At 31.9% G+C, this 13,047-nt stretch carries 16 protein-coding genes and 1 pseudogene; 6 read left to right on the top strand and 11 right to left on the bottom strand.

Annotated features, from left to right (window positions below; all coding sequences use genetic code 11):
• Positions 1 to 11: 11 nt before the first annotated feature.
• Together ABID96_RS04520 and ABID96_RS04515 are read right to left on the bottom strand one after the other, a co-directional pair.
• Positions 12 to 542: a hypothetical protein gene (locus tag ABID96_RS04520; protein ID WP_192601012.1), complete on the bottom strand. Its 531-nt coding sequence runs from the start codon at positions 540 to 542 to the stop codon at positions 12 to 14.
• A 73-nt stretch (positions 543 to 615) separates the two neighbouring features.
• Positions 616 to 1,062 carry a GNAT family N-acetyltransferase gene (locus tag ABID96_RS04515; RefSeq protein WP_192601011.1) on the bottom strand — a complete coding sequence of 149 codons (447 nt, stop codon included), beginning with the start codon at positions 1,060 to 1,062 and terminating at the stop codon, positions 616 to 618.
• 336 nt (positions 1,063 to 1,398) lie between these two features.
• Here ABID96_RS04515 and ABID96_RS04510 point away from each other — a divergent pair, with 336 nt between their 5' ends.
• The 4 genes from ABID96_RS04510 to nadE are packed head-to-tail and all read left to right on the top strand — an operon-like array spanning position 1,399 to position 4,859.
• Entirely contained in the window at positions 1,399 to 1,950 is a 552-nt protein-coding gene (locus ABID96_RS04510; RefSeq protein WP_192601010.1) for a cysteine hydrolase family protein, read from the top strand.
• Positions 1,947 to 3,416 (top strand): nicotinate phosphoribosyltransferase, encoded by a 1,470-nt coding sequence (locus ABID96_RS04505; RefSeq protein ID WP_192601009.1) that lies wholly within the window; start codon positions 1,947 to 1,949, stop codon positions 3,414 to 3,416. Before ABID96_RS04510 ends, ABID96_RS04505 begins: the two co-directional genes overlap by 4 nt.
• A complete protein-coding gene (nadD, locus tag ABID96_RS04500; RefSeq protein ID WP_192601008.1) occupies positions 3,409 to 4,041 on the top strand; it encodes a nicotinate-nucleotide adenylyltransferase in 633 nt (210 codons plus the stop codon). Before ABID96_RS04505 ends, nadD begins: the two co-directional genes overlap by 8 nt.
• Positions 4,038 to 4,859, top strand: coding sequence for an ammonia-dependent NAD(+) synthetase (nadE, locus tag ABID96_RS04495; protein ID WP_192601007.1), 822 nt, complete (start codon positions 4,038 to 4,040; stop codon positions 4,857 to 4,859). The genes nadD and nadE overlap by 4 nt, the downstream gene beginning before the upstream one ends.
• Positions 4,860 to 4,910: 51 nt before the next feature.
• On the opposite strand, the gene ABID96_RS04490 is transcribed toward nadE, so the two are convergent.
• A complete protein-coding gene (locus ABID96_RS04490; RefSeq protein ID WP_192601006.1) occupies positions 4,911 to 5,825 on the bottom strand; it encodes a sensor domain-containing diguanylate cyclase in 915 nt (304 codons plus the stop codon).
• A 175-nt stretch (positions 5,826 to 6,000) separates the two neighbouring features.
• Between ABID96_RS04490 and ABID96_RS04485 the strand changes: the two genes are divergently transcribed.
• Both ABID96_RS04485 and ABID96_RS04480 read left to right on the top strand, forming a co-directional pair.
• On the top strand, positions 6,001 to 6,141 hold the full coding sequence (locus ABID96_RS04485; protein WP_142283084.1) for a lmo0937 family membrane protein: 141 nt from the start codon (positions 6,001 to 6,003) through the stop codon (positions 6,139 to 6,141).
• Between the two features lie 143 nt (positions 6,142 to 6,284).
• Positions 6,285 to 7,793, top strand: coding sequence for a flavin monoamine oxidase family protein (locus ABID96_RS04480; RefSeq protein WP_377896679.1), 1,509 nt, complete (start codon positions 6,285 to 6,287; stop codon positions 7,791 to 7,793).
• Between the two features lie 50 nt (positions 7,794 to 7,843).
• Here ABID96_RS04480 and ABID96_RS04475 read toward each other — a convergent pair whose 3' ends face one another.
• The 8 genes and pseudogenes from ABID96_RS04475 to ABID96_RS04440 all read right to left on the bottom strand — a co-directional run bounded on the left by ABID96_RS04475 (position 7,844) and on the right by ABID96_RS04440 (position 13,031).
• Positions 7,844 to 8,263 carry a hypothetical protein gene (locus ABID96_RS04475; protein ID WP_192601005.1) on the bottom strand — a complete coding sequence of 140 codons (420 nt, stop codon included), beginning with the start codon at positions 8,261 to 8,263 and terminating at the stop codon, positions 7,844 to 7,846.
• Positions 8,264 to 8,287: 24 nt separating this feature from the next.
• Entirely contained in the window at positions 8,288 to 8,533 is a 246-nt protein-coding gene (locus tag ABID96_RS04470) for a hypothetical protein (RefSeq protein ID WP_192601004.1), read from the bottom strand.
• 69 nt (positions 8,534 to 8,602) lie between these two features.
• A pseudogene (locus tag ABID96_RS04465) lies at positions 8,603 to 8,943 on the bottom strand (cupin domain-containing protein).
• A gap of 122 nt (positions 8,944 to 9,065) precedes the next feature.
• Complete coding sequence (locus ABID96_RS04460) at positions 9,066 to 9,416, bottom strand: VOC family protein (protein ID WP_192601003.1); 351 nt, start codon at positions 9,414 to 9,416, stop codon at positions 9,066 to 9,068.
• Between the two features lie 208 nt (positions 9,417 to 9,624).
• Entirely contained in the window at positions 9,625 to 10,164 is a 540-nt protein-coding gene (locus ABID96_RS04455; RefSeq protein WP_377896678.1) for a hypothetical protein, read from the bottom strand.
• Positions 10,165 to 10,234: 70 nt separating this feature from the next.
• Positions 10,235 to 10,864, bottom strand: a complete 630-nt coding sequence (locus ABID96_RS04450; RefSeq protein ID WP_192602011.1) for a thermonuclease family protein — start codon at positions 10,862 to 10,864, stop codon at positions 10,235 to 10,237.
• Between the two features lie 135 nt (positions 10,865 to 10,999).
• Positions 11,000 to 11,941 carry a DNA-3-methyladenine glycosylase family protein gene (locus tag ABID96_RS04445; RefSeq protein ID WP_192601001.1) on the bottom strand — a complete coding sequence of 314 codons (942 nt, stop codon included), beginning with the start codon at positions 11,939 to 11,941 and terminating at the stop codon, positions 11,000 to 11,002.
• A gap of 115 nt (positions 11,942 to 12,056) precedes the next feature.
• Positions 12,057 to 13,031 carry a DMT family transporter gene (locus ABID96_RS04440; RefSeq protein ID WP_192601000.1) on the bottom strand — a complete coding sequence of 325 codons (975 nt, stop codon included), beginning with the start codon at positions 13,029 to 13,031 and terminating at the stop codon, positions 12,057 to 12,059.
• Positions 13,032 to 13,047: the final 16 nt, after the last annotated feature.

The raw sequence follows: 13,047 nt of genomic DNA, 5'->3' as shown, positions 1-13,047 counted from the left end.
TCTAATTTTCTTCATCGATAGGTAACTTCGTCAAAACCCATTTTTGAACTTGAACTATTTTTTGTAACCATTGGTTGGTCTGGATAATAGAGTACTAAATTTCTATAGGTTATTTCATATTTACTATTTTTAAAATACTTGCCTAATTCAAATACATTCATTTTTGTTTGATTAATATAGATATCTTTATCTTTCGGTTTTTCCTTCGTAAAACCATAAGCAAGCTTACCATTCACATAATGTATTCCTGCACCATCCCCAGCATATAAATGTTCCACATTATATAAAGTAGCTTTATATTTATGTAACATCAGTGAGGTTTTATAAACGTACATACTATGAGGAATATCTGTGATACATATAAAATAAGAGCTATTTGGTATATTGACTAGCTGATAATTTTCTTTTTTTAGATCGGTTGTATTAACCTTTATAGCAGCTGTTACTGCTTCTTTTTTTGTTTCATAATAGTTTGTAAAATAGTAGGCGTTAGCAATTACCACAATGATACATACGAATGGAACAATTAATTTTTTCCCCATATATTTTCCTTTCGTTACAAATCATTTCATTAAATAAATTCAAAAAATGGTGACTTTACTTAAGTGATTACAATTAATTTCCAATCAACAAAGAGTAGGAACGAAAATCTTTTTCAAGTTCATAGCCATTTTTTTCATAAAGTGCTTGTGCCGAATAATTGTCGTTTGCTGTTTGAAGATCTAATGATTTTGCGCTTGTCTCAATCGCAAATTGTTTAGCAGCATCTAAAAGGTATTGTGCTACCCCTTTGTTTCTCGCAGTTTTTGCAACGAATAAGTCATTTAAAATCCATAATCTTTTCATTGAAACGGATGAAAACGAAGGATACAGTTGGGTAAACCCTAAAAATTCGCCTTCTTCTTCAACGACAAAAATAACTGATTCATTATTTTCCATTCTTTCTAATATAAATGCTTCTGCTGCTTCAATATTACTTTCTTGTTTGTAAAAAACACGATATTGATCAAATAATTTTGCAACTTCTTTAACCTCTGATGTTTTTGCTTGAAAAACTCTCATTTCCTTCACCCCTAAATCTAATCATTTTTCCTATATATCAATCATTTTTATACTTAACTTACAGAAATACTACAAATGAATAATTCGATAAATGACAGAAGAATCCTTTTCAAAGCTTACTGATCTTGACCAGGCTATATTAATTATTTGCACACTGGAAACAATAATGGATATATTTTATTTATTAATTTTACTTTTATTAGTTTTCATATGATTTAACTTATAATAAGATTAAATTGAAAAATAATGGTATTCATTCCATTATTATGTATTTCTTATCATTATTTTGTGAAGTTTTCTACAAACAAACATATTCATTAGTTAGGGGATCTGTAAATGAGTAATAAAGCTTTAATCATTATTGATTATACAAATGATTTTGTAGCAGATGCTGGTTCATTAACATGTGGGAAACCTGCCCAAGAAATTGAACAAAATATCATTCAAATAACGAATAACTTTCTGAAACAAGATGATTATGTTATTTTTGCTGTTGATGTTCATGAATTGGATGACCATTTACACCCTGAAACAAAATTATTTCCTCCGCATAATATTCGCCACACAAATGGAAGGAATTTATTTGGAGGATTACAGGATGTATTTGAAGTTTCCAAAGGCCATGCTAACGTACATTGGATGGATAAAACGAGGTATTCTTCTTTTGCAGGTACTGATCTAGATATTAAGCTAAGAGAGCGTAATATTAGTGAACTTCATTTAATCGGAGTATGTACAGATATATGTGTATTACATACAGCAGTTGATGCTTATAATAAGGGTTATAAATTGGTCATTCATAGTAATGCTGTAGCTAGTTTTAATGCAGCAGGTCATGAGTGGGCTTTAAGTCACTTTAAAAACACTTTAGGGGCGGAAATACGATGAATACAAATTTTCATGATGATAGCCTTACATTACATACAGATTTATACCAAATTAATATGGCCGAAACTTATTGGGGAGACAATATTCACAATAGAAAAGCAGTCTTTGAATTATACTTTCGAAAACTTCCATTTGGAAATGGCTATGCTATTTTTGCAGGTTTAGAAAAAATCATTAACTATCTTCAGAACTTTACATTCAGTCAATCAGATTTAGAATATCTTAAAAATGAACTAGGTTATGAAGCTGAATTTCTTGAGTATTTATCTACAGTGAAATTTACTGGTACGATTAAGGCTCTTCTTGAAGGAGAATTGGTTTTTTCAAATGAACCTATTTTACGAATTGAAGCACCACTTCTTGAAGCTCAATTAATTGAAACAGCCTTATTAAATATCGTAAATTATCAAACTTTAATCGCAACAAAAGCTTCACGTATTAAACATATTGTTGGTGAAGATACACTAATGGAATTTGGTACTAGACGTGCACAAGAGTTTGATGCAGCCATTTGGGGAGCTAGAGCTGCGTTTATTGGCGGCTTTCATGCGACTAGTAATGTAAGAGCAGGTAAATTATTTAATATTCCTGTTTCAGGTACACATGCTCACGCACTAGTTCAAGCATACCGCGATGAGTATATTGCATTTAAGAAATACGCAGATCGGCATTATCAATGTACTTTTTTAGTTGATACGTACGATACACTTAAAAGTGGAGTTCCTAATGCCATAAAAGTTGCTAAGGAACTAGGTGATAAAATTAACTTTGCAGCAATTAGATTAGATAGTGGTGACTTAGCGTATTTATCTAAAGAAGCACGAAAAATGCTTGATGAAGCTGGCTTTACAAACACTAAAATTATTGCTTCAAATGATTTAGATGAATATACGATTTTAAATTTAAAATCTCAAGGAGCAAAAATTGACTCTTGGGGTATTGGAACAAAACTAATTACAGCATATGATCAACCTGCTTTAGGAGCTGTTTATAAATTAGTCAGTATTGAAGATGAAAATGGACAAATGGTAGATACAATTAAAATCTCTCAAAATCCAGAAAAAGTAACGACACCTGGATTTAAAAAACTGTATCGGATTATTAACACAATTAATCACCATGCTGAAGCAGATTATATTGCATTGGATGATGAAAATCCAGAAACTGAAGAAAAAATTAAATTATTTCACCCAATCCATACATATATCAGTAAGTTTGTGACACATTTTGAAGCGAGAGAGCTTCATCATGAAATCTTTAAGAATGGTGAATTGGTTTATTCAATTCCAGATATCAAGGATGTTCAAGCATTTGCTGAAGAAAACCTATCATTACTTTGGGAAGAATATAAACGTGCTTTGAATCCAGAAGAATATCCGGTAGATTTAAGTGAGAAATGTTGGAATAACAAAATGGAGAAAATAGCGGAAGCTAGGAGAAAGACTGAGGAATTAAAGAATGGCTAAGATCGGAATATATGGTAGCTCATTTGACCCTATCACAAATGTTCATTTATGGACTGCAAGTACAATTGCCCATCGTTGTAAGTTAGATAAAGTCATTTTCTTACCATGCTCATCAAAACGTCGGGATAAGCAATTACATAATACAGATGAACACAGGTGGAATATGTTGAGTTTAGCTATAAAAAACAACCCAAAATTCATAGCTGATAATTACGAAATGAATAAGGAAGCTTGGGAAGTTTTTACTTATTATACAATGAACCATTTTAAATCTACATTCCAAGATGATGAAGTTTATTTCATCATGGGTGCTGATCTTTTAGAAGATATTGCAGACGGCAAATGGAAATACGGTGACCAGTTAGTATCTGAAAATAAATTTATTGTAATGGCCCGTGATGGAATTGATATGCTTAAAACAATTTCACGTTCCCCTCTTTTAAGAAATAATGATAATGGCACAAGATTTCATCTGATAGATAAAGGTTTAGCAATGGAGATTAGCTCCACCTATATTCGTGAAGAATTCGCAAAAGGCGGAGAACCTAGATATTTATTGCCTGAAGAATGTTATGCATATATTAAGAAGCACAATTTATATCAACAAAAGGAGAATGAAGTTTGAATACATTGCAAAAAGAAATTGTCGAAGAAATGAAAGTAAAGCCTGCAATTGATCCGAAAGAAGAGATTAGAATTAGCATCGATTTTCTCAAAAACTATTTAAAGAAACATCCCTTTTTAAATGGATTTGTTTTGGGAATTTCAGGTGGTCAAGACTCTACATTAACTGGTAAACTTGCACAACTTGCAATAAATGAATTAAATGAAGAACAATCAGAAAAGAAATATATATTTGTTGCTGTTAGACTTCCATACGGAGTTCAGATGGATGAAGACGATTGTCAACTCGCTCTTCAATTTATTCAACCGACAGAAACGTATACAGTGAATGTGAAAGCAGCTGTTGATGCTAGTGTAGCAACATTAAAATCGGTTGGTATTGAATTAACTGACTTTGCAAAAGGGAATGAAAAAGCTCGTGAGCGTATGAAGGTTCAATATAGTATCGCTGCGATGAAAGGCTGTGTTGTTTTAGGAACTGATCATTCAGCTGAAGCCATTACTGGATTTTATACTAAATATGGTGATGGAGGCGCGGACCTTACACCAATATTCCGTCTTAATAAAAGACAAGGTAAAATGCTTTTAAAAGAATTAAATTGCCCTCCAAAATTATATGAAAAGATACCAACTGCTGATTTAGAAGAAGATCGACCACAATTGGCAGATGAAGTAGCATTAGGTGTTACCTATGATGATATTGATGATTACTTAGAGGGTAAAGAAATAAATGCTGATTCCCAATCTAAAATTGAAGCGTGGTTTAATAAATCAAGACATAAAAGACAAATGCCTTACACTGTATTTGATCAATTTTGAAATAACCCCCAAAAAAGCTGCCATATAATTTGGCAGCTTTTTTGGTTTGATTTAAGCTCGTGTTACAAAGCTTTTAGATTCTTTTTTGGATAAATATAAACATTGATCTGCTACAGCCATTAATTTTGATATGTCTACATTATTTGTGTCCACGATTCCACAAGATATATTAACTATTGTGTTCTGATCAAGTCTGATTTCTTCACATTTAACAATTAACTCATTAACAGCATCGGCAGTTTCTTCTACGCTACTTTCGGTAAATAATACACCAAATTCATCTCCACCAAATCGAAATGCATACGCATTATTTTGTATTATGTTTTGGAGAATCTCACCTATTTGAGTTAATACTTCGTCCCCTTTTTCATGTCCAAATTGATCATTTATTTTTTTAAATTTATCAATATCAAACATTAAAAAAGTATGGACAGTATGATTACTATTTAGTTGAGCGATCATTTTATTCCAAAAATAACGATTATATAAACCTGTTAAAGAATCTTTTATGATAAAAGTTTCAAGATCAACAACATAAGAAAGGAATTTTGCTAGTCTTGTCAGTATACTAATTGTCTTTTGATCAAAAAGAAATGGTTCTTTGTTTTGGGCACAAACAGTCCCAAATACAATGCCATTTTTTAAGATAATAGGTACTCCAGCATACGAACACATTTTATTGGAAATTGTAGCATTGAGAAATTTTACTCGTTCGTCTACTAAGCTGTTTACAATAAGAACAGGTTCTTTTCCTTGAAGAGTGTACTGACAATACGTCTCCTCAATGGGCATAATAATTCCTTCATCTAGCCAAATTTTATTTTTTACTTTTAAAACCTTTAAGATTTTCTCGTCAATAAAGCTAACAAAAAACTCATGTTTTCCGATTAAATCATTTGCCATTTGCAAAATATCATTTGCAACATCTTCAAAGTTAAATGCATCTTCCACTGGATATCTTTTCATTCATCTTTCTCCTGAATTCTATATCATTTCTTAATACTTATTGTATCAAAGTTTTCTTAATAGATAGACAACTAATATCATCAAAATACAAAATTTCTTTCGTAATTTTGGATATGATATTTAAAATTGGAGATGGTATTAATACAGTTACATTAGAAAGGAATGAAATGATGCTATGTGGGCTTTATTTATTATACTTTTAGTATTATGGCTACTAGGATTTTTTGTTTTCCATATTACTGGTTGGTTAATACATCTTGTGTTAATTATCGCAATTATCGTATTCCTGGTTCGCCTATTTAAACGAAAAACATAAATACATTTCTGGTACTTGAGCTTGTTAATTACAAGCTCTTTTTTTGTGATCTTTTATATTACTGAAGCAAATATTCTCTTCTAACTATCAATGGCAATGAATAAACTGCTATGAATATGATTAAATTCTAAAGGGGAATAATTATGCCAGATGTTAGTCAGGAAAGTCCTTTAACAATGGAGCAAATGCTTCAAACGATTCGAACTGGATTACCTAAAACATTGGTACCTAAAAATATAACAGTTGTCGGAGCTGGGATTTCTGGATTAGTAACGGCGTCTTTGTTAAAAGAAGCCGGACATAACGTCACTATATTAGAAGCAAATAATCGTGTTGGTGGACGAATATTTACAAATCGATCTTTTTATAGCGGACAATATGTTGAGTTTGGTGCAATGAGAATTCCTTCAATTCATTTACTCGTACTTGAATATATTAAAAAGTTCAACTTACCAATTGAAGAATTCATAAATAGTACTCCAAATGATATTATTTACGTCAATGGTGTTCGAACAATTCAATCAATATACGAAGAAGATCCAGATTTATTAGAGTTTCCAACTACCCAAAATGAAAAAGGAAAAACTGCTGATGCCTTAGCCAAGTATGCTATGGAACCAGTAACTAGTTTTATCGAAAAAAATCCAAAACAAAATTGGGATATCATTATTAAAGAATTTGATCGTTACTCTATGGAGTATTATTTAAAATATAATCCATTTGGTAGAAGATTATCCGTTGGCGCGATTGATATGATCAAGGTTATGCTTGGACTAGAGGGATTTCCAGAGCTTTCATTTACTGCACTTCTTCGAGAAGTCATGATTTTATTTACTGAAGGACTTAAGTTTTTTGAAATTAAGGGAGGTAACGATTACCTTCCAGCTTCCTTTCTTCCACAATTAAGCGAAAATCTTTACTTCAATCAAAAGATGCGAAGAATTGAACAAACTGACTCTCAAGTAACTATTCATACTATAGATACAAATACATCACAACGTTATACAACAACATCAGACCTCGCCATTATTACAATTCCATTTTCATTATTAAACTTTGTAGAAGTTACCCCACATGATTTATTTTCATATAACAAATACAAAGCAATTAGACAGTTACACTATGTAGCATCTACAAAAATAGCATTACAATTTAGAACAAGATTCTGGGAAAAAGAAGGATTCGTTGGCGGAAAAATGATTTCTGACTTACCGGTACGTTATGCTTACTTTCCTAGTCAATCAGTTGGTACAGAAAGCCCTGGTGTGCTATTAGCAAGCTATACTTGGGAAGACAATGCAACACTTTGGGATAGCTTGACTGAACAGGAGAAAATTGCTGACTCACTCGAAAATCTCGCCTATATATATGGTCCAGAAATATATGATGAATATCTTACTGGAACAAGTTTTAGCTGGGCTGAAAACCCTTTTTCTGGTGGTGCATTTGCGATATTCAAGCCAGATCAACAGACAGAAATTGCCCCTTACATTCAAATACCTCAAGGAAGCGTACACTTTGCAGGAGATCATACATCAACAACACCGGGCTGGATACAAGGAGCGATTGAGTCAGGCATTAGAGTAGCATATGAAGTAAATGATTTACCTAAGTTATCGGATAGCCACGAAACAGAAAATGAAGCAAAATAAATAAAACAAGCCTGTTCTATTAAAATACAGGCTTGTTTTTTATTGATAGCTCATCCTATTTTCAGATATCCTACTGTCGGTACAAAAGAATATCCTTGATTCATAATCATATTCGTTAATTCCGCTGTATCATTTTCTTTTAATTGATGAAATAAATGATATTGAACTTGTATATTTTTCTTCCCTTTTAGGATCGCATTTAAGTATGCTAATTCAATATCTAAACTTGGAATTCTGTATGTAAGATTAGTTGTTAACCTATTCGTAATTAATTGTTGAAATTGTACATCAGCTTCATCTGCTAGTAAGTTTCCACTCTTAATCTCATTCATATAATTGGATTGTTTAGTTAAAAGTTCATTAACCACATATTCAATTTCTTTTTTCGATAATGTCCTTGTATCTCTTATTGGCAGAGACGGTTTATCAGAAGGTTCTTTACTAAATAACTGCCTTAAATACTGAATCATCTATACTATCCTTTCTTCCATTCATCAATTTTTATTATTTGAATTACGTTCATTACCTCGTTTAAAATTCCCCGTAACTTTTGCTAAAATTAATTGTACCTCTTTTTCATTAGCTGCAGAATTTAATTTAGCTATGATCCGCTCAGCCTCTTTCCCCTTTAAAGTCGTTACGGATTTTCCACACCAATCAATAAATACAGTATTGTTTTTTGTAACTCGATATGTAAAAATTTCCTCATCTAACCGATTTCTTTTATCGATATTGTCCAAATGAAATCCCCTTTTATTTACATGTATTACAATTCAAAGTTCTTACTTCTTCTAAATCGCTCTAAAATACTAACTTATTGTTTCTCGATCATCTCTACTATTAGGTTGTGAAATAACTAAAACTCAATTTCCTCATCAGAATGATTAAACATTTGATGCGGAATTTGTGGAGCTACTTCAATACCTTCATTTTGTGATAAATAAAATATTTCTCCATTTACTTCAATTGTTGCTAATCCTTTTAATACAAAGAAAAATTGCCTAGATTTATGATGATAATGTCTTACTTCTTGTGTATTAGGCGGCATTCTCTCATGAATAACGCTTATATCATTATTTTTAACGAGATGCCATCCATTACAATTTTCGCCCCAAATATAGTGTTCTGCATTTATTTTACTGATTTTCATTCATTGCCCCTACCTGAAACTTTTAAAATTCTATTACAATACTTACATTCGGTACGGTTTTCGTTTATTCCTTGCAAGCTATCGAACTAAACACTATTTTTTTACAAAAAACATTTTCTCTTTTATTTCTCCCAAATTTCAATCCATCTTCCTTCAGGATCAGCAATCCATACGAAGGTGCCATATTCACTTACTTCCGGCTCTTTAAGGAGTGTCACACCAAGTTTATTGAAATGTTCGATCCACTCGTTCATATTTTCTACTTGAAAGTTTAACATCACTGACTGTTCTTTCGGAAAATACTCGCTTTCTTGCTTAAATAACGAAAATATTGTTTCATTGTCCGCATCTGGTTTTACAATCGTACCATTCCAATCTCCCATTGAAATACCTAAAACCTCGTTATACCAATTCTTCAAAGCTTGTGCGTCTTGTGTTCTCCAAAATATTCCACCGAAACCTTTTATTCTCATTTCGCAATCCTCCAATTTAGTAAAATGTATAAATTTTCCACCTAGCTTAATCATATCAAAATGTGTCCTTATTGTAAGATACTTATTTTCCAAAGAAAGTATTAAGCTTTTTTAGTAATCACTTATTTTACATAAAAAAGTTTAAAAAAATGCAGATTCAATATTATGAATCTGCTTTGTACGTTTAACTTCTTTTCAATCCAATCTATTAATAAATACTTCGTTCATCCAATCTAATTTCTTGAACCTGATCTCCCATCCAAAATTCAAGTATCAATCTGTTATTTTTATCTACATAACCTATTATGTTGCAGCCTTGTTCAACTCTATTATAGTAGTGCTCCCCATAAACAGAAATGATATCCTTCATTGAGTCACCTAATTTTATTCCTCTTGAAGTCTGTAGTTGTGGGGTATTTTGCTGTTCGTTGATACTCCCAATGATTAATCTAACTATTTTTCCTTTATTGTCTCCCTTAATAATAGAAGCCGTAACGAATCCATTGCTCCAATGATAATAATCGAATTCATCATTATCATCTCGTTCTAATGGTTTTCCAAATTTTTTCACAAACGATTCACCATTGATATCATCATGTATTCTTACATTGTCAATTTTTTCATCAGAGAGATTTGTTGATTCAATATCTTCCATGTAATTCCGCTCAGTAATCAAACTAATGAAAGATTTAATCAAAAGGACGCTAAACAATAAGGTTATTAATATGTATATTGTAGTTTTCTTCATAAATGCTCCTATCGTATATACAATAAAAAGAGTAGATCAATAACATATCTACCCCCAATTTTATCAATCATTATCTTTCACAAGCGAAACCGTCTTGGTCACGGTCCATCTTTGATTCATAAGCTGTATGATTTTGAGGAACCCCGTTAGGATACACTTTTCTTAAATCAGTACAGTTTGCAAATTTTTGTATTTGGTTGTTAGTAGATTTTGGTGTTGTTCCTGAGTTGTTGCTCCATAAACCAACTTTTTGTCTTTGTGCATTTGCCTGTAAATCTCTTAATTCAGCTTCATAAGAATATGTGCCATAGTCATAAAACTTTTCAACATATCCTTTTTTAATGATTTCTCTTTGTAATAACTTACCATCGATCCAAATCCAAGCAAGCGTTCGATCGTATTTATCCTTCTTCGGACCATCATATTGTAATTGAATCTCGTTAGCATTTTTTAAAAGATTACAAGTATATGCTGCAGCTTCTTTACCATAAGGTTCAATAGTTCTCGTACTTTCTGGCGTATCAATATAAAGAAACCTAGTTGTTCCTACTTTTGTAAACGTTGCTGTATCTCCGTCTATGCATTTTGTTAGCTCAACAGAAACTTGTTCCCCTGCCGTAGCTTGAACCGTCTTGTTCTCCTGACTACAACCGGAAATACCAAGTATTGCAATAAATATGATGATAAATATGTTCTTCATGATGTTCCCCCATTTAATACATAGTCCACTTATTTTAACAATAAAAAGTAAGAATGTAAGTGTTATGAGGGTAAATTTTCTATTTTCCAATGATTTTTCTTTATTTATTAGGTTCAATAGAAAAAGTAATTGGTTTTAACTATATAAAGACCTCCATAAATAAAAAGTTACATAAGCCTCCCAACCGACCCAATTTTTAGCGAGTTCTTTGATTTCTTCGATTGTAGGTTTCTTGTTTAACCCAAGCTGAATTTTTAGTGCATTATGTATTCCCACATCAGCTATTGGAAAAGCTGATCGTTCCTTCAAACACTTCATTAACACATAGTCAGCAGTCCAATTTCCAATTCCACGTATACTGATTAATTGTTTACATTTCTGTTCATAATCTCCACAGTCCATTAAAATTTCTTTAGATAGTTTGCCTTCTGACATTAATTTGGCAATCCCAATCACATATTCTGCCTTCCTTTGAGTAAATTGAAGAACTGTTAAATCAGAGATTTCTAATTTTGCAATCACATCCGGTTTTGGAAAAAGAAAGTATACTTGATCGTTCCATTTAAATTGTTCTCCATATTTTTCTGTAAATCTTCTTTTCAATGTATAAGCGAACGTTAAATTAATTTGTTGACCCATAATAGCCCAACATAATGCCTCAAACAAGTCTGGTATGCCGATTAAACGAAGACCATAATATTTTTCAATCAATGAATCCAATAGATCATTCTGTTTTGCAAGCTCATAAAAACGAGTTAAGTCCTGATCAAAGTCAAATAAATCCCAGATATAGTTGGATGCTTGTAATTTTATTTCTTCATTAGAAGGTTGATTTTGAAATTCGATATGAAGATTTCCATTTTCTTCGTAAACCCTAATTAAAACCATTTCGTTATTTATTTTCATTAACTTAATGAAGGAATGATCTATTACACTATGTAAAACCTCATTATTTGATCTGCCTAAAAAGATTAAATACTCTTTAAAACTAAAATCTTCAGGTGGCTTAATGATGACAATATTTTCTCGTTCATCAAACAAAATATTGTTTTTGGTTCTCTTGTTTTCCGTATTCATGACATTCACCTTCTGTCCTTCTTTTGTATTAAAGACAAAATCATAAAGAGACACTACTGCTTCATAGTAATGTCTCTTATAAGTAATCTTCTTTTTTTGTGTTCTACACTTTTCATTACAGATTTACTGTCTTTTTACTTCTATGCGTTACATGTTTTTTTTGTGATAAATAACTATGTAGGATCATTCCTACCATAATAATCACCATACCCACCCAGGATATAATAGAAGGAATTGGTGCAGAAAGTACGAGAATTTCACCCGCAACAGCAAATAATACTTCCATTGATTGAGTTGCTTCAACTGCTCCTAATTTTTGCATATCTCCCTTAACAAGTTCTGTTGCCTGGAAAAATAGCGTAGTGGCAATTACACCAGAGGAAACAGCAACTATTAGAGATTGAATCGTTTGGTCTCTACTTGGAAGTCCCTCTGTACCTATTCCATACACAGATAAAACGATCCATATTGGTAGACTAGCGATTGTCATACCTAATACTCTCTGATAAACATCTAGTTTTCCATTACATAGTTCCATCATTTTACGATTCCCTAGTGGGTATGCAAAAGAAGCTATGATAACTGGTACGATTCCTAATAAAACTGTTTTGATTGAAAGTTTAGTAGCTAATTCTACTTGCATCATTACGATACCTAATAATATAAGTAAAGACATGCCTAAGCCTTTAAATGGTATTTTCATTCTAATCTTCTTTATTCCATTAGGCGTATTAATTGTCATAAAGAATAATGGTGCAAGAAGTGAACCAGATATGATTGTAATTTGCCATGAACTTGCAATTAACCATCCAGGTGAGTATACCGCTGCAAAGCAAATTGGTGCATAAAATAATCCAAATCCAATAGAAGACCATAAAATCCAACTACCAAAATGTTTTTTCATATGTACAAACAAATCTTTACTATTTTTTCGTAGGAAAACAATTATCAATAAAAATGGCACCATAAAAAAGTAACGTAATGAAGCGCTCCAGATCCAACTTCCGCCTGATAATTCCATCGAACGATTTAAAATAAACGTAATTGAGAAAAAAAATGCCGATAATATCCCAAGTACAACTGGTCTCATAACCTCACCTCATTCT

Source organism: Gottfriedia sp. OAE603 (assembly GCF_040543965.1).
GTDB classification, from domain to species: Bacteria; Bacillota; Bacilli; order Bacillales; family Bacillaceae_G; genus Gottfriedia; species Gottfriedia solisilvae.
This window is presented reverse-complemented; position numbering and strand designations above follow the sequence as displayed.

Excerpts from the sequence above, each read along its gene's own strand:
- ABID96_RS04455 (WP_377896678.1), bottom strand. The coding sequence starts at position 10,164 with ATGAAGAAAACTACAATATACATATTAATAACCTTATTGTTTAGCGTC.
- ABID96_RS04475 (WP_192601005.1), bottom strand. The coding sequence starts at position 8,263 with ATGATTCAGTATTTAAGGCAGTTATTTAGTAAAGAACCTTCTGATAAA.
- ABID96_RS04450 (WP_192602011.1), bottom strand. The coding sequence starts at position 10,864 with ATGAAGAACATATTTATCATCATATTTATTGCAATACTTGGTATTTCC.
- ABID96_RS04460 (WP_192601003.1), bottom strand. The coding sequence starts at position 9,416 with ATGAGAATAAAAGGTTTCGGTGGAATATTTTGGAGAACACAAGACGCA.
- ABID96_RS04510 (WP_192601010.1), top strand. The coding sequence starts at position 1,399 with ATGAGTAATAAAGCTTTAATCATTATTGATTATACAAATGATTTTGTA.
- ABID96_RS04485 (WP_142283084.1), top strand. The coding sequence starts at position 6,001 with ATGTGGGCTTTATTTATTATACTTTTAGTATTATGGCTACTAGGATTT.
- ABID96_RS04480 (WP_377896679.1), top strand. The coding sequence starts at position 6,285 with ATGCCAGATGTTAGTCAGGAAAGTCCTTTAACAATGGAGCAAATGCTT.
- ABID96_RS04490 (WP_192601006.1), bottom strand. The coding sequence starts at position 5,825 with ATGAAAAGATATCCAGTGGAAGATGCATTTAACTTTGAAGATGTTGCA.
- ABID96_RS04440 (WP_192601000.1), bottom strand. The coding sequence starts at position 13,031 with ATGAGACCAGTTGTACTTGGGATATTATCGGCATTTTTTTTCTCAATT.
- ABID96_RS04505 (WP_192601009.1), top strand. The coding sequence starts at position 1,947 with ATGAATACAAATTTTCATGATGATAGCCTTACATTACATACAGATTTA.
- nadD (WP_192601008.1), top strand. The coding sequence starts at position 3,409 with ATGGCTAAGATCGGAATATATGGTAGCTCATTTGACCCTATCACAAAT.
- ABID96_RS04445 (WP_192601001.1), bottom strand. The coding sequence starts at position 11,941 with ATGAATACGGAAAACAAGAGAACCAAAAACAATATTTTGTTTGATGAA.
- ABID96_RS04520 (WP_192601012.1), bottom strand. The coding sequence starts at position 542 with ATGGGGAAAAAATTAATTGTTCCATTCGTATGTATCATTGTGGTAATT.
- ABID96_RS04515 (WP_192601011.1), bottom strand. The coding sequence starts at position 1,062 with ATGAGAGTTTTTCAAGCAAAAACATCAGAGGTTAAAGAAGTTGCAAAA.